Source organism: Clostridioides sp. ZZV14-6345, assembly GCF_020657775.1.
Taxonomy (GTDB): domain Bacteria; phylum Bacillota; class Clostridia; order Peptostreptococcales; family Peptostreptococcaceae; genus Clostridioides; species Clostridioides difficile_D.
In genome coordinates, this window is sequence record NZ_JAGWCX010000010.1 from 1 (window position 1) to 20,032 (window position 20,032).

Genomic DNA, 20,032 nt, shown 5'->3' on the forward strand with positions numbered 1-20,032 from the left:
TTATACAAGAATCCCAAGCTCTTTTGAACTTGGTATTTATTTTTTTATACAAAAACAGGGAATAGCACTATTTTCTAGTGCAACAGCCCCTTTTATATGTTAAGCTCTAAATTTAATTAGTTCAAGCGTATCATTTAATACCAATAAACTATCTATTTGAATCATTAACCATTTACTTCCATTAAAAAAATTTACTTCATTATATATTTGTTTGATATAATCACAACAAGTATTAATAAATAAATCAACCTCTACTCTATTACTCTCATTTACAATAACCAAAGCTTTAAAAGAACCCTCTTGTGGATATAAAGTACACAATGATTTCCCTCTTTTTTTGTATTTTACATTCCAACCTCTTTGCATTGAACACTTACTATATTCAAGCTTAGGTTCTACATTATAAGTAGAAACCAAAGTTTTATTTAACTTGTCCCATAATAGATTATTAATAAATTCATTAATTTGTTCAAACGTCGGTTTAGTATCTTGAAAAAACGCATCTTGCCAATTCATATTCATCATCCTTTCTATTGTTCAATAGGAACTGGAACAATCCAATGCTCCAGATATGCCACTTCTGGTGTAGTAGGGTAATACATCTCGATTGCAAAATCAGTAGTTGTTAAATTATGCTTCTTCATCCATCTTTCCATAAATTTATCCGCTTTAAAAACAGCTGAATCAACTAATTCATTAAAATTTTCTGCTTCAAACCCACATACTAAATACTCTTTAGCTGGCAACTCAAAAGTACTATATCCTTCTACTGATGTACCCGGCTCTACCTCTACGCCTGCCATATACATACAATTTCCTTCTTTTGCATTTCCCATATAAAGAGCAGCAAATTCATTTCCACCTGGAATTTGATTTGGTATATTGTGTTTTTGACTTCCAAGTTTCATCCATAATTCCTCTACTATTGCAATGCCAGTTGTTTCACCACCCACCAACTGACAAATAGGTACTTCTATTTCTATTCCAACAAACATCCTTGGATTACTCAATGTCTTACGAGTGACTTCAATCACTATATCATCTGCAATCAGTGGAACACCTTCATCAACCATAGCATAATTTAAGATTAATTCTGGCTTAATAAAGTGATTGAGTTTTACTGGATTCGCTCTATATTTTTCTGGAGTTAATCCGTATGCTTTTTTAAAGGAACGTGTAAATGTCTCATGACTAGCAAATCCAAAATTTAAAGCTACATCAAGTATACGATTCTTATGTTCTGCTAAGTATTCAGAAGCTCTTGCAAGACGACGAAGCTTTATATACTCCATTACAGTCTTATTTACCAATCTTTTAAATAGTCTCTGATAGTAAAATGGTGATAAATTTGCTTTATTTGCTAATTCATTAATTGATATTTCTTCTGATAAATTTGCTTCTATTAAATCCAATGTAATTTGAATAGACTCCCATGCATGCATATTATAACTCCTCCTGATATTTTTGTTACTCTTATCCTTTATAGTATCAAAACTAGAAAAAATGTTCTTGATAGATAGTGCCCTTTTTAATTTTCTTATATGATAGTACTAAATCTCATCGCTTTATTATAAACATAAAATATATAAACATAAAATATAGCAAATCTTTAAATAAGATTTGCTATATTATATATTTTATTAAACTATTTTTAAATACTTCATTGATTTCCTTATGAAAGAACTCTTTCATATCATCTAATTGTTCTTTATCATATACATACTTACCATATCCAAATTGACCATATTTAAACTTCCTAGCCTCATTTTCCATTGGTAATAATGTATCTGGATAAATTTCTAATATTCTATTCTTTGCTTTAGTTGTATATCTATGAGATATAACTTCAAATATAATTTTTTTATCAAAATCCTTTGGTAAAGCTTCTTTTATACTTTTAATCAAACTTTTATATTCTTCTTTCCAACCTTCATATAAAAATACAGGTGCTATTATAAAACCAATCTGATATCCAGCTTTAGCAAGTTTTACAGCTGATTCTATTCTTTTCTTGGCAGAGGCTGTATAATGCTCATGTCCATCTATAATTCTAGGTGTGTTTATACTAAATCGTATTTCCGTATGATTATTATGTTCAGCGTCCAATAAGCTATCTATATCACTGTATTTAGTAACAAATCTAAATCTTCCTTTTTCTTCTCTTCCAAAAAACTCTATTGTTTTTTTCAACGAATTAGTATATGGTTCTACGGGAACTGGATCTGATGTAGCCGCACCTTCAAATATAGTTATTTGTGGCTTTCTATCTTCAATATATTTCTTTGTTTGTTCAAGTATTTCATCTATATTTACAAACACTCTTATAAATGGTTTATCACCTAATTGTGTATTTAAATAACAATATTCACATCTTCCCATACATCCACTAACAAGTGGTAATTGATAATTAGCAGAAGGTTTACATGTTTGAAACTTTAGACTTTTTCTAATCCCAACTACCATAGTTTGTTTTCCACTCCTATATTGTTCATATAGATTTTCACCTGGAATATATTCCTTAATTCTATTTGATGATATCTTAATTATCTCTACATCTTTATTGTCTTTAAATTTATCGTATATATTTTTACCTACATCAGTGTCTAAAGTTCCTTTTTCGAATATTATTCTTTTAGGATTAAACATTTATTTCACCTCTACTTAAAGTTTTTAAATCGAAGATTTTTATAAAATATTACTTAATTAATCTTCCCTTTTTTAAACCCCTTTATTTATTAGAAAGTAAAATAAAAGTTTAAGACAAGTTTTATGTATACTACTATTCATAAATTTTTTACTATTAATTATTTATAAGTTTTTTATCATTAAGAAATAATTTTTATCTAAAATTAAATGTAAAGTGAAACTATATAGACTTATGGTACTTTATTTGTTCCTTATTAAAATACTTTGGATATCTCTAATGATGAAGATATATTTGATTTCATACAAAAAGAGTGCCTCATGAACTAAAAAGTTCATTTTGAGACACCTCATTTTTATCATTGATATTAAATACTTTTTACAAATTTACTTCAATACATTCAAATTTAGACTTATAATTCTATCAACATACTCATAAGTTTATTACTTCTTTGAACAAATGAATCTAACTCATCTGGTTTTAATTCTTTATTAGAAAGTAAAGCTAAGTCTGCTATCTGATTACAAATAAGTGCAACTTTATCTTTCTTTTCCTCATTATCTTTAAGAGAAACTAATTTTTTAATGATTGGGCTGTTTTCATTTATCACAAGAGTCTTTTCTTCCTCGAAGTTCATTCCTAAATCCATTCCAGCAAATCTTGACTGCATTTCTGCCATTCTAATAGATTGTTCAGATACTAACACCATAGCTGGAGTATCTTCATTTTTTAATCCTTCTACAGAATAATTCTTCACTCTTTCTCCAACAACTTCTTTAAATAAACCTTCTATCTTAGCTACCTCTTCTTTATTCTCTTCACTATCTTTGTTTTCATTTTTATCTTTTAATACATCAGAAAGGTCTGCATCTATTCTATTAAACTTAACACCATTTTCTTTATATTCCATAAAGGAAATAAAATGAGTATCTATTGATGAGTTTAACACAACAGCATTTAAGTCATATTCTTTAAATAATTTAACGTATTGTGATTGCTGTTCCTTATCACTTACATAGAACACTTTATTTTCATGTTTGTCCTTACATTTTTCTAGATAATCTTGTAATGTTATATACTCATCATCAATAGTTTTAAATAATATACATTCCTTTACTTTTTCGTAGAAACTTTCATCTTTTAAGCAACCATATTTAATAAATATTTGTATGTCATCCCAGAACTTATTGTATTCTTCTCTTTCATTTTTACAAAGAGATTTTAACTTATCTGCTACTTTTTTAATTATATGTTTAGAAATTTTACTTACATCTCTATCATTTTGTAAGAAACTTCTAGATACATTTAATGGTAAATCTGGGCAGTCTATAACACCTTTTAATAAAAGTAAAAATTCTGGTATAACTTCTTTTATATTGTCAGCCACAAACACTTGATTGTTGTATAATTTTACTTTTCCTTCAGTCAATTCAAACTCATTTTTTAATTTAGGGAAGTAAAGTATACCCTTTAGATTAAAAGGATAATCTACATTTAGATGTATCCAGAATAAAGGTTCATCAAATACATGGAACACTTTTCTATAAAACTCTTTATATTCCTCATCAGTACAGTCTTTTGGAGATTTTAACCATAGAGGATTAGTGTCATTTAAAGGCTCAATTACCTTTGCATCTACAACTTCTTCTTCTTTTCCATCTTCCTTTTGTTTTTTAGCTTTTTCTTCTGCTTCCTTAGCTTCTCTTTCTAATCTTTCAACATCTTCTAAATATATTTCTACTGGTAGGAAAGAACAGTATTTATCTATTATCCCCCTTACAGTAAATTCATCTAAAAACTCCTTACTATCATCATCAATAAATAGTGTTATAGTGGTTCCTCTCTCCTGTCTAGTATCTGATTCAGATATTTCATATTCTGTACCACCTTCAGATATCCATCTTACAGGAGTTGCCCCTTCTGTATATGAAAGTGTATCTATTTGAACCTTTTTAGACACCATAAATGCAGAATAAAATCCTAGTCCAAAGTGACCTATTATGTCATTTGATTCTTCCATCTTATCCTTATATTTATTAAAGAAATCTTCAGCACCTGAAAAAGCAACTTGATTTATGTATTTTTTTATCTCTTCTTCAGTCATACCAATTCCATTATCGATAAATTTAAGTGTACCTTCTCCTTTATTTACAGATACTGCAATTTTATAATCTGATGACTCATCTTCTGATATTTCTCCTAATGATACAAGTCTTTTATGTTTGCTTACTGCATCACATCCATTACTTATAAGCTCTCTTATAAATATGTCTTTATCAGAATATAACCATTTTTTAATTATAGGAAAAATATTTTCTGTATGAATTGAAATACTCCCTTTTTCAAACTCCATTTTTATCCCTCCTCATTTTATAATTACTATTTTAATTTTTTTAAAATAGTATGTCAATATATTATAAGCATATTATTTTAAAATAAAATAATTTATTTTTCTTATCTAATTTAATTATTCTTCTTTTAAAATTTCTTTCACTTTTGAGTTATTATACATGCTATTAGGCACCTTATTAACTAATTTTTTTAATGTCAATTTAGAGCTTTTTACATCACCTTTATTATAATACATCATACCTAAGTTATAGTAAGATTCATCAAAGTAAGAATCTTTTTCTGAGTAATTTTCTACATACATTTTATAATATTCTTCAGCAGTTTCATAGTCTTTTAACCTTTCACTAAGAACAGCAACTTGATAAGTTGCTTCTGAAGTATTTCCTTTATTTTCACCTATATCTGCAACTTTCTTATACAGTTGTATGGAAGACTTTGTTTTCTTTTCTGATTTTAAAGTATTCGCTTTAGACATCAGTTCATCCTCTGTAAATAAATCAAAATCTTCATCACTTTCTACAATATTTTTTTTAGATTTTACATCTTCTTTATTAATGTTTTTATTACTCTTGTCAATATTAGAAGTCTTATCAACATTCTCATTTTCTTCTTTATTGTTTTTTTTGTTATTCAAACTAGAACCTATTGCTTCTTCGCCTTTAGGTTCATTATTTTCAGATATTTTATTTGTTGAATTATTCATCTTATAAGAACTATATATATTTTGTCCTATTAATAATACACCTAATATTATTGCTATATATAGGTACTTATTTTTTTTAAGACTTTTTTTAAGACTTTTTTTATCATTAGAACCTGAACTTTTCTGATTTTTACCTGTACTCTTTTCTTTAGGCAGGTTCTTAGTTCCATCAATTTTAGAACTATTACTACTTTTGTGTAAAAACTCATTCTTATAATTATCTACATTTGCATTGCTTTTAATTTGTATATTAGCACTATTATATATATCTAATGCACTATGTTCTTGATTTAATAAATAATTTTCTTTATCAATAGTCTTCAATATTTCTAGACATTCATCAAATTTTATATATTCTTCTTCCTTATCATAAAGTAAAGCAAGAAGCTCATAAGGTTCTATTAAATCACAATATTGCTCAGTTATAAGCTTAAAACCTTGTATAGCTTCTTTATACATTCCTTTGTTTATTAACCTTATAAATTGATTGTACCTTTCAAAGAAAATTAAAAACTCATCAGATGTAAGCATGTTTATATACTTTTCACACAGAGCAGTTTTTTCACAAATTAAACTCTTGTAGAAACTTTCTACAGCCTCATCAAAATTACATTTTAGTAAGTTTACAAGACCTGTAAGATTTAATATATCAACATCATCTGGATTTAAATCTCTTGCTTCTTTTAAAAACTTCAATCCACTTGATATACAATTATTATTTATATTATTAATAGATTCATTATATAGAGAACATGAGTCTTTTTTATTGAATTTTAATATATCTTTTTTTATATCATTTAAGTTTAAAATAAATACCACCTCATGCCTTAAGTATTAATTAATGTTATTTCTAAACAAGAGAGTTTACCATATCTTCTTCACTTACTATACTTGTTACTTTTACACCAAAGTTTAAATCTACTACCACTACTTTTCCATAAGCCAACACTTTATTGTCTATTAGTATCTCTACATCTTGTTCTGCTAAAGTATCCAGTTCAATAAGAGAACCTTTATGTAGATTCAAAATATCTCTCAAACTCATCTTAGTTCTTCCTATAACTACAGATAACTCCAACTTAAGGTCAAGTATCCTCTGTATATTATTTCGGTTAGCTTCAGAGACATCTAAAGCTAATTCGTCATCTCCATCAATTTCACTTCCAACTTTATCATTTAACAACATCTTTGCTTCTTCATCTGAAATAAGATTACTATTGTCCATAATTACACCTCTTTTCCGACAGCATCATTTATTTTTACACCTTTTTTACTTGATATAAACCCTGGCGTTGCTGTATATGATTTTGAATTTTCTACAAATACATCTATATAATCATTTATTTTTTTATTGGTTACTATTACATCTCCAACCTCTAGTTTAAGTAAATCTTCAACATTAATTGATACTTTACCTATCTCTGCAATAACTGATAATTCTATATTAGATACGCTATTGTAGATTGTTTGTGCAAATTCTTCTGAATCGTCTCCTACATCACTATCTAAAAATTCTACAACAGAGATACTTTCTAGCATAGCCTCCAAACCATTGTATGGGAAACAAAGAGAAACATTACCAACATGCTTATTATCATTCATCACTTTTAAATCTACAATACATACGGGAGCAGTTGGAGAACACAATTGTGGCAGATTAATATGCGTATGTGTATCTAATACTTGTATGTTTTCAAAACCCTCAAATAAATGCATATTTCTTACCAAATCTTCCATAAGATGTAAAAGCACTTTCTTGTCAAGTTCTGTAAACTCTCTATCATTATCTCTTACAACTCCACTCCCTCCAGCTGTTACATCAATCCACATATCAGCTACACTTCTATCTATTCTAAAAGAAAAGTTTTTCATAATAGGTTCCATTGAATTTTGTACTACTACACATGAAGACGTCACTTTATCTAAAAAAGTTTGATAATTTACTTGGTCTATACTATCAACAACCATACTAGAATTACACTTAAGTTCATAAACTATATAATTTTTATACTTTTTACAGAATTCATCTAATAAAAAATTTAAACAAGTTAAATTTTCTCTTGAATAACTCTGAGGTTTGCCGAAATCATACTCTTTCATATCATACATGAATATTCCTCACCTTACATAATTATTTAGCTCTTAAATTATTAGCTATTTGCCACATTTCATCTGCTGTCTTTATCCCTTTTGAATTCATTTGAAATGCTCTTTGAGTGGCTATTAAGTCAACGAATTCTTCTTGCAAAGAAACATTTGACCTCTCCCTATAGCCTTGAACTATATCTACTTTTGCAACTTGTTTAATCTGTGCTGCATCAGTTGCAACAAATAGACTATCTCCTTCAGATATAAAATTTTGAGTTCCTATAGGTTGATATAAATTGATTTTGCCTATTTTCTTATTATCTACGAACAAATCTCCATTTCTTGAAACGGTTAAATTTGTGTTATCTATATTCGTATTATTATAGTTATATCCTGCGTCAAATTGAACATCTAATGTATTTCCATTATCATCTACAATCTTACCTAAAGCATCTACATTAAATCCACCATTTCTTGTATATGCGTATGTACCATCTTTTCTTATCACTCTAAAGAATCCTTCTCCATCTATAGCCAAATCACTCTTACTATCTGTAGGAGCCAATGCACCTTGTTCATAAATTCTCATGGGAGCTGATGCCTTAGCTCCTGTTCCAGTCGATATATCATTACCATTTGTAGGATATGATGGTCTGTTTAGTACTTCATCCACTAAATCAGAATACCCCATATTTATTTTTTTGTATCCTGTTGAATCAGTATTAGCTATATTGTTAGATATTATATCCAGTTTACTTTGATTTGCTGATAAAGCTGTTTTACTAGTATAAAACATTGTGTACATAAAAATTCACCTCCTATTGCCTATCTTACTGAACCAATTTCACTTGCTATTTTTGCTAATTTAGAATCCATAGCTTGAATTATTTTTTGGTTTGCCTCATATTCTCTCGATATTGTCATCATATTATTAATTTCAGATACCATATCTACATTAGAAGACTCTATAGCACTTTGTATTGTAAGTGCATCATTTACTTTTACAGCTCCTCCTCCAGAATACAAGTTATCTCCTTCTTTTTTTAACTTATTATAGTCATTAAAATCTACAATATTAAATTTGTACATAGCATTTCCGTCCAATGATATTGTATTATCTTTTGCTACTTCAAATTTTTGATTGCCTACATTTATATGGCCTACAGCACCAGTTGCAGTGTTTGTCCCAAGTACATAATATCCTTCACTTGTTATAAGGTCACCTTGATTATCTGTTCTAAAGTTCCCATTTCTAGTATAAAATTGATTTCCTGCTACATCACTAACTAGAAAAAATCCCTTGCCTTGAATAGCTACATCCATTTTATTATCAGTAGTTTTTATAGGCCCTTGATTAAAATTAGTGATAGCTTCATCCATAGAAATACCTAGACTTATATTACCTATAGCTTGCTTTTGTTTGGTTCCATTTGCATAATTATTGTAACCTTCTAACTTTAATTCATCAAAACTTTTAGTCAGAAGTTGTTTGCTTTTATAGCCATTTGTATCCATATTAGCTAAGTTATTGACAACAACATTTTGCTTTTGTTGATTCGTTATCATAGCAGAAACTGCTGTATATAATCCTCTTATCACATTATGACCTCCTTCTTTTGTAAATTCTTAGACAATATTATCTATTCTAAAACTTTCATCTCACTTGCATATTTCATACCTAACGCTCTAGCCTTTTTTTCTATCTCTGCTTTACTCATATCATTATTACTAAAAAGCATCATACATAAAGTTGATATTAATATACCAATCCCTATTCCTAAGAGTACTTTTTTATCAAATAATAATATTCTTATATTTTGTAACAACTCCTTATTAATGACAGCTCCCCCTTTCCAATACCTAGCATATTGCATATTTCTACATCATCATAACCTGAATTTATAAGATGTTTCACTTTAAGAGATAGCTCATTTTCTTGTTTTACTTCCTTTTTTGATTCTATAAAGATATTTTCTTTTTTTTCTTCATTAGTCTTTATTAAGTTATAATTTTCATAAACTTTTACATTATCATTACTTCTTATTTCAGTAAGCACTTTATCCAAAAAAAACCTTCTTTTTTCCGCAACTATCAATCTATCATTTGCTTCATATTCCTGTTCAAATATCTTATCAAAGTAGCTGTTATCCTTATTTCTTGATTCTTTATGTAAATTTGCAACTATAGTTACTATTATTAAAATAGACACTATTATTAATATAATTTGTATCATCACACCAATCACCATCTATATAGAATATTTAAGTTCTTTTATTTTGTTTCTTAGGTTTCTTATTGACTTTCTGTGGAGTTGTGAAACTCTCGATTCTGAAACACCTAGTACTTTCCCTATCTCCTTTAAATTTAAATCTTCATAATAGTACAGTGAAAGTATTAATTTTTCCTTTTCCTTTAAATTACTAATTGCTTTAGATAGAATCTCTAGCTTTTCTTCTTCTTCTATTACATTTGCTGGAAGCTCTTCTTCTCTGTCACTTATTACATCTTGTACAGTTTCATTTGTATCCTCAAAGATTACATGGTTTAATGACACAATGTTTATCATATCTATATTACTTTCGATATCATGAAGCTCTTTTTCTGAAATATTTAATTTATTTGCAATTTCATGCGAAGTTGGCTCTCTTAATAGTTCAGATTGCAATTTTTCTACCACTCTATTATACTTATTTACTTTAGTTAAGTTATGTTTAGAAATTGGACTTTGATTTCTGATTTCATCTAATATGGCAGATTTTATCTTTATATAAGAATAACTAGAAAATTTTGCTCCTTTTTCACTATCAAATTTATTTATTGCATCAATCAACCCAATGACTCCACTATTTACTAAATCTTGATACTCAAAGCCTTTCCCTGGTATAAAAAATTTTCTTGCTATACTCTTCACAAGAGGCATATTCTCTTTTATTAACTCTTCTCTATTCATTAACTACGCCTCCTTAGCTTTTAAATATACTAAATATCTTTCCTAGTAAACCTTTATTATCAATAATATCTTCTTTTGACTGACTTACCATTCTCTTTGCTATAGCTATAATACATTTTGATGCAACACTTGTAGGATATTCTAAAATAAATGGTATCTGTTTTTTTACACATACACCCACTTTTTTATCATCTATTATATATCCATACAATTCTAAATTAAGGTTTAAAAATTTATCCACAACCATCTTTATTCTGTTATATGTAGATTTTGCCTCTTCTAAACTAATTACCCTATTGATTATTATATTTGCACTTCTCTTTATACCAAAATTACTTATAGCCTTTAATAAGCTATATGCATCAGTCAATGCCGTCGGTTCTGGGGTTGTTATTAAGAAAAATTCAGTACTACAATATATAAATGACAATAGGCTTTTGCTCATACCAGCTCCTGTATCAATTATTATAAAATCCACATCATGAATCTGTTCTATGCTATGTATAAACTTATTTCTTTGAGCTTCTGTAAAGTCTTCTATATGATTAAGGGCAGAACCTCCAGAGATTATATTTACTCCATACTTAGTCTGTGAAATTATATCTTCTATATTTTTTTCGCCATTAATTACATCAATTATAGTCCCTTTTATATTCACTCCCATTATTATATCTATATTAGACATTCCTATATCTGCATCTAATATAAGAACTTTTTTATTAAGTTTGCTCAAGCATATAGACAAATTTGTAGCGAGATTGCTCTTCCCAACTCCTCCTTTGCCAGAAGCTATCGTAATTATCTTAGGTGTATTCTCATTATCTACTATAAATTCATCAAGTCCTCTTTTCTCTATTGCCATTTTTCTCAAGATTTGAGCTTGGTCTATCATATACTTTCAACTCCTAATAGTAGTCTTATAATTTTATCTTCATTAGGTTTTATAATATCATCAGGAACATTTTGTCCTGTTGTAATATATGATATTGGTTTTTGTGAATAATTTATTATGTTAAATATTGAACCATATGTGCTTGTTTCATCTAGTTTTGTAATTATTAGGCTTTTAAAATTCACATTTGTATATGAATCTATAATTGCTTTTGTATCACTTTCTCTTGTTGTACAATTCAAAACTAAATGTATATTATCAGTTTCAGCTTTATCTATGAGATTTTTGATTTCTAATATTTGCATAGAATTTTTATACCCTCTACCCGTTGTATCTATTAATACAACATCACAATCTTTCATCTCATCAAGTGCCAACTCCATGTCATCAGGGTTTATTACTCCCTTAAAAGGAATATTCATTATTTCTGTATATATCTTTAACTGTTCTACAGCACCAATCCTATAGGTATCTATAGTTATTACTCCCACTTTTTTATTTTCCTCAAATACCAATTTTGCAGCTAGCTTTGCTATTGTGGTTGTTTTACCTACTCCTGGTGGGCCAACTAGAGCGACTTTACCATTTATAGTTTGATTTTCTATTTTAATCTTTTTCTTTAAACTTTCTACTAAATTTTTACTTGTATCAATTCCATTGAACTTCATTTCTTGCAAATCGGTTCTTATAGATTCTACAATCTCTTCATTTAATTCTAGACTTAATAGATTCTTACATATTTTATCTATATCATTATCGTTCTTATTATCAAACCCCATATTACTTATAATTGACTTTAATTGTTCTATCTCTCGTTTTAAATCTTTTTGTTCTATATTTTCTTTCTTTTCCCATCCAATCGTTAGTTCGATATCTTTCTTTGTAAAAATACCTTGTATTCCAGATTTTCTTACTTCTTTTTTATCTATTAATGTAATGTTGTCACCCAATTCCATTTTGGCTAGATTCATAGCATCTTGAATTGTATTAGCTGTATACTTTTTCGTCATCATATATACTCACCACACCTTCTGCTTTGATTTTAACATCGTTAGGTATTTCATTTAATGATAATACAGTCAAATTAGGATATACAATCTCAACTAGTTTTCTAAATGGCGCTCTTATCTTTGGTGATACTACTATTACTGGTATATTATGATTGAAATATACATTACTTATTACATCTTGTATACTCTCAAATATTTTGTTTGTGTTTTCTGGGTCAACAGCTGGATATGTTCCATTTACAGACCTTTGTAAATTATTAGAGAGCAATTCCTCAGTTTCTGGAGATAATGTTGCCACTACAATTACTTTATCTTCATCTACTAAATTAGTACAAATACTTCTAGCCAAAGCTATTCTTACATATTCAGTAAGTAACTCTATATCTTTTGTGTTTCTAGACTGGTCTGCAAGTGTTTCAAGAATTGTAACCCTATCCTTTATATTCACTTTTTCTCTTAACAGATTTTTAAGTACTTTTTGAACTTCACCAAGTGTCATTAAATCTGGTATCAATTCATCTACTACAGCACTATAATTTTCTCTTGCTGCATCTATAATAGTCTTAACTTCTTGTCTTCCCAGTAATTCATGTGCATTGGATTTTATTATATCTAGTAAGTGGGTTATAAGTATTGTTGATGAATCTACAACTGTATAACCTTTTAACTCTGCATCTTCTACCTTGTCACTTTCTATCCAAAGTGCCTCTATTCCAAAAGTAGGCTCGATTGTCTTTATTCCAAATATATTAAATCCTTGATTCATAGGATCCATACATAAAACCATATTAGGCATTATCTCATACCCACCAACTACATTACCTTTTATCTTTATATTGTATTGGTTTGGATTTAATTGTAAATTATCTCTTATTCTTATAGGTTGTACAACTATACCCATGTCTATTGCACATTGTCTTCTTATTGATGCTATTCTCTGAAGTAAATCTCCTCCTGTTGATTCATCCGCTAAAGATATTAAACCATATCCAATTTCTACTTCTATAGCTTCTACATTTATTAAATTTGTTACATCTTCTACTTCATTTTTATCTGGATTTACCATATCAGGTTTTTCAAACTCTAAATCTTCTAAAGTATCTTTCTTTTCTCTTCCTAAAAAGTAACCTGCTGCTATTGCACCTATACCCAGTGAAAAAAACGCTGGTTTAGGTAATCCAGGCATCATACCAAGTACAATTAAAACACATCCAGTCATCATTATTGCTTTTGGTATTGCTGTTAATTGCTTACCTACTAATCCACCAAAATTTTCATCAGTGGAAGCTCTTGTTACGATTATACCTGCTGATGTAGAGATTAATAGAGCCGGTATCTGGCTTACAAGCCCATCCCCTATAGTAAGTCTTACATATGTCTGTGCTGCACCCATAAGAGTCATATTTAGCATTACAGCTCCTATTACAATTCCACCTATTATATTTATTGCTGTTACTATAAGACCTGCTATAGCATCTCCTTTTACAAACTTATTTGCTCCATCCATAGAACCATAAAAGTCTGCTTCTTGTTGAAGTTCTTTTCTTCTTTTTCTAGCAGTTTTGTCATCTATAACGCCTGCATTTAAATCTGCATCTATACTCATCTGCTTACCTGGCATGGCATCTAACGTAAATCTAGCTGTTACTTCAGATACTCTTCCAGAACCATTGGTTATAACAACAAATTGAACAATTAATATAATTAGGAATATAATTATTCCTACTACGTAATTTCCACCTACAACAAAACTTCCAAATGCCTCTATAACTTCACCTGCATATCCTTGAGTTAGAATCAATCTAGTTGATGAAATATTTAATCCCAATCTAAATAGTGTTGTTACAAGTAACACTGTTGGAAATATAGATAAATCAAGTACACTTGTTGTAAATAATGTCATTAGTAAAATTAGCACAGATAAACTTATGTTAATTGCCAGTAAAATATCTAATATAAATGTAGGTAGTGGCACTATCATCATAAGAACAATCCCTACAACACCAAAAGCCACTACTACGTCCATATTTTCCTTTAAATTAAACTTATTCATTACTTATCCTACCTTTTGGGGACTTTGTATCTATTTTTGATTTTATATACTGCTACTAGTATCTCTGCAAAAGCTTGATACATGTCCTCTGGAATTTCTTGGTCTATTTCTACTTGCTTGTATAACAACCTAGCAATAGGTTTATTTTCTATTATAGGGATATTATTTCCCTTTGCAATTTCCCTTATTTTAAAAGCTAAATAATCTGCACCTTTCGCCACTACTACTGGAGCTTGATCCTCCCCTTTTTCATATCTTACTGCTATAGACAAGTGAGTTGGATTGGTTACTATTACAGTAGCACTTGGTACTGCTTGCATGGTTCTTTGAGATGAAATTTGTCTTTGTTTTTGCTTTATCTTAGCTTTTATTTCTGGGTCTCCTTCTGAGTTTTTATATTCATCTTTAACTTCTTGCTTTGTCATTCTCAGTTGCTTTTTATGGCTATATCTTTGATAAAAATAATCTGCAACTGCTATAACTATCATAGCTATACAAATTTTACTTAATATGGAATATACTAAATCTTTAATTGTGTACATTAAGGTTGGTAGATATATATTACCTAACTTTAATATATCTAAATAATTATCTTGAAAGAATTTATATCCTATGTAAGCTAAAACAGATATAATCGCTGTATCCTTTATTAAAGTTGATAAACTTCTCATAGAAAACATGTTTTTGAATCCGCTAACTGGATTTAATTTTGATAGATTTGGTTTTAAAGTTTCACCAGTAAACAATATTCCCACTTGAAATAGGTTAGCTGCTATACCTAAAACTAAGAATGGAATAGCTATTGGCAAAAATATCTTAAAAAAATCCATTAATCCTACTATAACTAATTTCTCTAGATTTGAATAATTTATATTCATATAAAAATCCAGACTCAAAAAATAATTAAGTGAAGATTTAAGTGTATCCACTACATATGAAAATAATGTAGGTACTAATAAGGTAAATGCAAATAGAGTCATTGCAACGGATAATTCTTTACTCTTTGCTATATTACCTTTCTTTCTTTGTTCTCCCTTTTTCTTTGAAGTAGCTTCTTCTGTTTTATCTGCTGAACCCATAAAAAACATAGGAGCTAATGCAAAAGTTCCCTCATACATCTTTGGTATTTGACTTAATAAATGACTTATTTGGTTTACAATTAAAGGTATTGATATTATAAATAATGCAATCCCAACCAATATTTTTAATGGCATACCAACTATCATTACATTTAATTGAGGCACACTTCTTGATATAAGCCCCAAGATAAAATCTGCCATAAGCAGACAAAGTACAATAGGTATTGCTATTTTGAATCCAGTTATAAAGCACTGTATAAATATGTTTATTATATAATCTATATTATTATCTACAAATGATTTTCCTATTGGAATTAACTCAAAACTATATCTTATACCTCGAATTAAAACATGATGACCATCCATGTTAAAAAATATCATAAGTGCTGTCCAATTCATAAGATTATCAATTAAAGTCGTTTGCGTCATTGAATTTGGGTCAAACATATTAATCATTGATAATCCCATCTGTTGATCCATCATAGAACCTGCCATTCTGATACTATAAAAACATAGATTGGTTATATATCCAAGCATAATTCCTGTTATAGTCTCATTTATACCATATAATGTAAATAACACAATGTTATCTACATTTGCCGCATATTCAATTTGCATAGTACTTGAAATCAGTATTGATATAACAATTGCAAAGAGTGACTTAAATAAAGCAGGTGTACCAGCTGGAAATAGTATTCTTAGTGTTCCAAAGAAAGCTACTATTCTAATAAATACAAAAATCATATGTATCCTATTTATCTAGTTATAAGAGATATCATATTGAATATCTCAGAAGTAAAACTAGTAAGAGTATGTAACATCCAGCTTCCACCAATAGCTACTACTAAAAGAATCGCTATTAGTTTTGGTACAAAGGTCAATGTTTGCTCTTGGATTTGAGTTGTAGCTTGAAATACACTTATTAAAAGCCCAACTACAAGAGAAACAATGAGTACTGGAGCTGCAATCATAGCCCCTGTAAACATACCATTTTTAAGAACACTCATTATCATAAATTCACTCATATTATTTTTCTCCTATCCAAATCCCAATATCAATGTTTTTACTATCAAGTTCCATCCATCCACCATTACAAATAACAATAGCTTAAATGGCAATGATATCATAACTGGAGGCAACATAAACATACCCATAGACATCAAAACACTTGCCACGACAAGGTCTATTATCAAAAATGGTATGTATATTAAAAAACCTATTTGAAAAGCAGTTTTTAGCTCACTTATAGCAAATGCTGGAACTACAACAGATAATGGTATATTTTCACGAGTTAATTTCTTTTCTTTTAAACCAGCTTGTTCTACAAATAAATCTAAATCCGTTTGTCTAGTTTGCTTCAATAAAAACTCTTTGATAGGTTCTTCTGCTTCCTTCATAGCTTCTTCCATAGTAACTTCTTCTTTCATATACGGTTGTAATGCTTTTTCGTTTATCTCATTTAATACTGGTCTCATTATAAATATTGTCAATACTATTGCAAGCCCTATCAAAACTTGACTTGGAATTGCTTGCTGTGCTCCTAATGCTGATTTCAAAAATGATAAACTTATAACTATTCTGACAAAGCTTGTCATCATGAACATTACAAATGGTAAAAACATTAATGCAGTTAGAAATAAAAACAATTGCATTGAACTTGTATATGGTACATCAGCCAAAGGTAATTTTGATAATAGCTCCATTTACTTATCTTCCTTTTTTGTAAATTTTCCAATATATCTACTGAAATCATATTTCTTTTTGATTCTTTCCATTTTAAAATGTTGAATTTTAAAATTTCTTTCTTTAAGGTCATCTTCTATTTTTAATATTTCTTCCTTGGTCAAATCTTTTATTTTATTCATACTAGAGGAAGAAGATGCCATAATGCATCCTTCTTCACCTATTTTTAAAATTATTATGCTATTGTTTTTACTTATATTTACAATATCTAATATTTTTACATATTTATCATTGTATTTTTTTAATAAGGTTCCTTGGCTAATTTTTAAAGATAAGACTATCAATATTAAAATTATTGGGATACATATTAATATCTTTAATAAATAAAGTATCATGTCTTACCATCCTTTTACTGCACTACTATGTTTGTGAAATATATATTTTGAATTACATTTTCACCTAGTTGTATATTTAATGTATTTTTTATTTCTTCTTTTATGTTATTTAAATTCTCAGCAGTAAAATCATCTGCTCTTTTTGCCATAAGGCAATTTATAATATTATCCCTAATTAAAGGTGTATTTTTTTCTATATCTTTATATGAAGAATCATAAGATACAGTTATTGATACTTTTAGATATCTTACACCTTCATCAGCTAGCTTCAATACCATTTCTTCTAAGTCAAGATTTTCTGTCTTTACTTCATCCTTACTTTTTCCTGTTGGAATAAACAAACCTATAATCTTGTCAACTTGTTTATTTCCACCTTCACCTAATATAAAAAAACCTGCTCCTGCTGAGAAAATAATCAGTATCAAAATAATTAGAATAATTTTTTTATTTTTGAACAAACCTCTTCCTCCTAGTCAATAGTTATAAGTATATTAACTCTTCTATTCTCAGCCCTTCCCTTTGCTGTTTCATTTGACACCAAAGGTTGATACTCTCCACATCCTGTTGCCGAAAATAGTCTAGGGTCCATGCCCTTTTCTTCTACAAAGTATCTTACAACACTTACTGCTCTACTAGAAGATAAATCCCAATTGGATTCATGTGTACTTGATTTTACAGGTACATTATCAGTATGGCCTTCTATAACTATCTTATTTTTCATCATTTTTATCATGTCATATACTTTATTGAGAGTAGCTTTACTATCTAATTTTAATTCAGAAATTCCAGAGTCAAATAAAATTGAATCATCTAACTCTAGTAAAATCCCTCTACTATCATCTTTAACTGTTACACTATTTTGTAAGTTAGAATTATTAACTTTATCTTTTAAATCCTGTTCTAAGTTTGATTTATCATTTTTATTGACTAAAACACTATCTATTGGAGATTTCTCACTTGTACTTGAACCTGTGCTAAATATACTTGTCCCAGAAAACTGACCTTTTAACGCATCTGCTATATTTTTGAATTTTTCCATATCTACAACTGATGTGGCATACAATAATACGAAAAATGTAAGAATCAGTGTTATTGTATCTGCATAAGTAGCTAACCATGCATCTGGATTTATCTCATCCTTTTTCTTATTTTTTTTACGCGCCATCGCTCATTGCTCTTTCTTTATTTTTAGTAGATTTCATAACCTGTAACTTCTCATTGTTTGAAAGGTATGCCGCTAAACGTTCCTCAACAACTATACTGCTTTCTCCAGATTGTATACTTATTATACCTTCCAGCATCATTTCTTTTACATAAATTTCTTTTTCAGTCTTCTCATCTATATTATATGCAATTGGGTTCAAAGCGATATTGGCAAGTAAAGAACCATAAAATGTCGTAATTAATGCCTTTCCCATACCAGATGCTATTAAATCTGGAGATGTAAGGTCAGCTAGCATTTGTATAAGACCTATTAGTGTCCCCAACATCCCAAATGCAGGTGAGAAAGTCCCCCAAGTTTTAAATAGTTTTGAATATCTGTTATTTGTATCTTCAACAGAGTCTATCTCTAGTTCTAAGATAGACCTTATCTCATTTATTTCCAGACCATCAATGCATAGCTCTAATCCCTTCTTCATAAATGGGTCTTGTATTTCCATTATATCGCTTTCTATTGATAAAAGACCTTCTTTTCTAGCTTTTTTAGAAAGTGTTTTAAATTGTTCTAGTAAATCTAATTTTGATACACTCATTGTTTTAAATGAGTACTGTAATGCATTTTTTATAAGCTTTATATCATCTATAGTAAATGTAATCATTAGAGCTCCAAATGACCCAAGCACTGTGATTAATATTGATGAAAAATCAAAAAAATTCTTTAACCCTGAACTACTTCCTTTTGCGGCACCAACTAAAACTAATGCTGTAGATACTATTAGTCCAATAAATGTCAGTGAATCTGTTTTTTTCATTATTTTTCGCTCCTAATATAACCTACATTTATTTTTCTTTTATACTTTATTACTTTATCTACTATCTCATCTACTGACTCTTTTACAAGATTTTTTTCTCCTGTTGTAAGAAGAATTCTACTTTCTGGAACGGAGTCAATTCTCACTATAAGGTCTGAATTTAATATGTATATTCTTCCGTTTAAATCCGTTAATCTTATCATAATATGT

23 protein-coding genes are annotated in these 20,032 nt (G+C 28.8%); all 23 read right to left on the reverse strand.

Annotated elements, in window-relative coordinates; translation table 11 throughout:
* Positions 1–99 precede the first annotated feature (99 nt).
* Positions 100–516 carry a DUF3788 domain-containing protein gene (locus KGF39_RS03910; RefSeq protein ID WP_227821266.1) on the reverse strand — a complete coding sequence of 139 codons (417 nt, stop codon included), beginning with the start codon at positions 514–516 and terminating at the stop codon, positions 100–102.
* 14 nt (positions 517–530) lie between these two features.
* Positions 531–1,442, reverse strand: coding sequence for a helix-turn-helix domain-containing protein (locus KGF39_RS03915; RefSeq protein ID WP_227821267.1), 912 nt, complete (start codon positions 1,440–1,442; stop codon positions 531–533).
* Between the two features lie 181 nt (positions 1,443–1,623).
* Complete coding sequence (gene splB, locus KGF39_RS03920) at positions 1,624–2,646, reverse strand: spore photoproduct lyase (protein WP_227821268.1); 1,023 nt, start codon at positions 2,644–2,646, stop codon at positions 1,624–1,626.
* A 410-nt stretch (positions 2,647–3,056) separates the two neighbouring features.
* Positions 3,057–4,997, reverse strand: a complete 1,941-nt coding sequence (gene htpG / locus KGF39_RS03925; RefSeq protein WP_227821269.1) for a molecular chaperone HtpG — start codon at positions 4,995–4,997, stop codon at positions 3,057–3,059.
* Between the two features lie 114 nt (positions 4,998–5,111).
* Positions 5,112–6,518, reverse strand: a complete 1,407-nt coding sequence (locus tag KGF39_RS20035; RefSeq protein WP_227821270.1) for a tetratricopeptide repeat protein — start codon at positions 6,516–6,518, stop codon at positions 5,112–5,114.
* A gap of 31 nt (positions 6,519–6,549) precedes the next feature.
* Complete coding sequence (locus KGF39_RS03935) at positions 6,550–6,924, reverse strand: FliM/FliN family flagellar motor switch protein (protein WP_227821271.1); 375 nt, start codon at positions 6,922–6,924, stop codon at positions 6,550–6,552.
* Between the two features lie 2 nt (positions 6,925–6,926).
* Positions 6,927–7,808 (reverse strand): FliM/FliN family flagellar motor switch protein, encoded by an 882-nt coding sequence (locus KGF39_RS03940; protein ID WP_227821272.1) that lies wholly within the window; start codon positions 7,806–7,808, stop codon positions 6,927–6,929.
* 22 nt (positions 7,809–7,830) lie between these two features.
* Positions 7,831–8,592, reverse strand: a complete 762-nt coding sequence (locus KGF39_RS03945) for a flagellar hook-basal body complex protein (RefSeq protein ID WP_054272277.1) — start codon at positions 8,590–8,592, stop codon at positions 7,831–7,833.
* Between the two features lie 20 nt (positions 8,593–8,612).
* Positions 8,613–9,386 carry a flagellar hook-basal body complex protein gene (locus KGF39_RS20115; RefSeq protein ID WP_227821273.1) on the reverse strand — a complete coding sequence of 258 codons (774 nt, stop codon included), beginning with the start codon at positions 9,384–9,386 and terminating at the stop codon, positions 8,613–8,615.
* A 41-nt stretch (positions 9,387–9,427) separates the two neighbouring features.
* On the reverse strand, positions 9,428–9,613 hold the full coding sequence (locus tag KGF39_RS03955) for a flagellar protein (RefSeq protein ID WP_227821274.1): 186 nt from the start codon (positions 9,611–9,613) through the stop codon (positions 9,428–9,430).
* Positions 9,598–10,020, reverse strand: a complete 423-nt coding sequence (locus tag KGF39_RS03960; protein ID WP_227821275.1) for a flagellar protein — start codon at positions 10,018–10,020, stop codon at positions 9,598–9,600. Before KGF39_RS03960 ends, KGF39_RS03955 begins: the two co-directional genes overlap by 16 nt.
* A gap of 15 nt (positions 10,021–10,035) precedes the next feature.
* Positions 10,036–10,737, reverse strand: a complete 702-nt coding sequence (locus KGF39_RS03965) for a FliA/WhiG family RNA polymerase sigma factor (protein WP_227821276.1) — start codon at positions 10,735–10,737, stop codon at positions 10,036–10,038.
* 13 nt (positions 10,738–10,750) lie between these two features.
* Positions 10,751–11,629: a MinD/ParA family protein gene (locus KGF39_RS03970; protein ID WP_227821277.1), complete on the reverse strand. Its 879-nt coding sequence runs from the start codon at positions 11,627–11,629 to the stop codon at positions 10,751–10,753.
* Positions 11,626–12,642 carry a flagellar biosynthesis protein FlhF gene (flhF, locus tag KGF39_RS03975; RefSeq protein ID WP_227821278.1) on the reverse strand — a complete coding sequence of 339 codons (1,017 nt, stop codon included), beginning with the start codon at positions 12,640–12,642 and terminating at the stop codon, positions 11,626–11,628. The genes KGF39_RS03970 and flhF overlap by 4 nt, the downstream gene beginning before the upstream one ends.
* Positions 12,617–14,692: a flagellar biosynthesis protein FlhA gene (gene flhA / locus KGF39_RS03980; protein ID WP_227821279.1), complete on the reverse strand. Its 2,076-nt coding sequence runs from the start codon at positions 14,690–14,692 to the stop codon at positions 12,617–12,619. Before flhA ends, flhF begins: the two co-directional genes overlap by 26 nt.
* An 8-nt stretch (positions 14,693–14,700) precedes the next feature.
* Positions 14,701–16,515: a fused FliR family export protein/FlhB family type III secretion system protein gene (locus KGF39_RS03985; protein WP_227821280.1), complete on the reverse strand. Its 1,815-nt coding sequence runs from the start codon at positions 16,513–16,515 to the stop codon at positions 14,701–14,703.
* An 11-nt stretch (positions 16,516–16,526) separates the two neighbouring features.
* Complete coding sequence (gene fliQ / locus KGF39_RS03990; RefSeq protein ID WP_054272268.1) at positions 16,527–16,796, reverse strand: flagellar biosynthesis protein FliQ; 270 nt, start codon at positions 16,794–16,796, stop codon at positions 16,527–16,529.
* A gap of 12 nt (positions 16,797–16,808) precedes the next feature.
* Positions 16,809–17,474 (reverse strand): flagellar type III secretion system pore protein FliP, encoded by a 666-nt coding sequence (fliP, locus tag KGF39_RS03995; RefSeq protein ID WP_227821281.1) that lies wholly within the window; start codon positions 17,472–17,474, stop codon positions 16,809–16,811.
* On the reverse strand, positions 17,475–17,849 hold the full coding sequence (locus KGF39_RS04000; RefSeq protein WP_227821282.1) for a flagellar biosynthetic protein FliO: 375 nt from the start codon (positions 17,847–17,849) through the stop codon (positions 17,475–17,477). It lies immediately after the preceding gene.
* 14 nt (positions 17,850–17,863) lie between these two features.
* Positions 17,864–18,307: a flagellar basal body-associated protein FliL gene (fliL, locus tag KGF39_RS04005; RefSeq protein ID WP_054272265.1), complete on the reverse strand. Its 444-nt coding sequence runs from the start codon at positions 18,305–18,307 to the stop codon at positions 17,864–17,866.
* A gap of 11 nt (positions 18,308–18,318) precedes the next feature.
* Entirely contained in the window at positions 18,319–19,014 is a 696-nt protein-coding gene (locus KGF39_RS04010) for an OmpA family protein (protein ID WP_227821283.1), read from the reverse strand.
* A complete protein-coding gene (locus KGF39_RS04015; RefSeq protein ID WP_227821284.1) occupies positions 19,004–19,822 on the reverse strand; it encodes a MotA/TolQ/ExbB proton channel family protein in 819 nt (272 codons plus the stop codon). The genes KGF39_RS04010 and KGF39_RS04015 overlap by 11 nt, the downstream gene beginning before the upstream one ends.
* Positions 19,822–20,025: a flagellar FlbD family protein gene (locus KGF39_RS04020; protein ID WP_227821285.1), complete on the reverse strand. Its 204-nt coding sequence runs from the start codon at positions 20,023–20,025 to the stop codon at positions 19,822–19,824. The genes KGF39_RS04015 and KGF39_RS04020 overlap by 1 nt, the downstream gene beginning before the upstream one ends.
* Between the last annotated feature and the right edge of the window lie 7 nt (positions 20,026–20,032).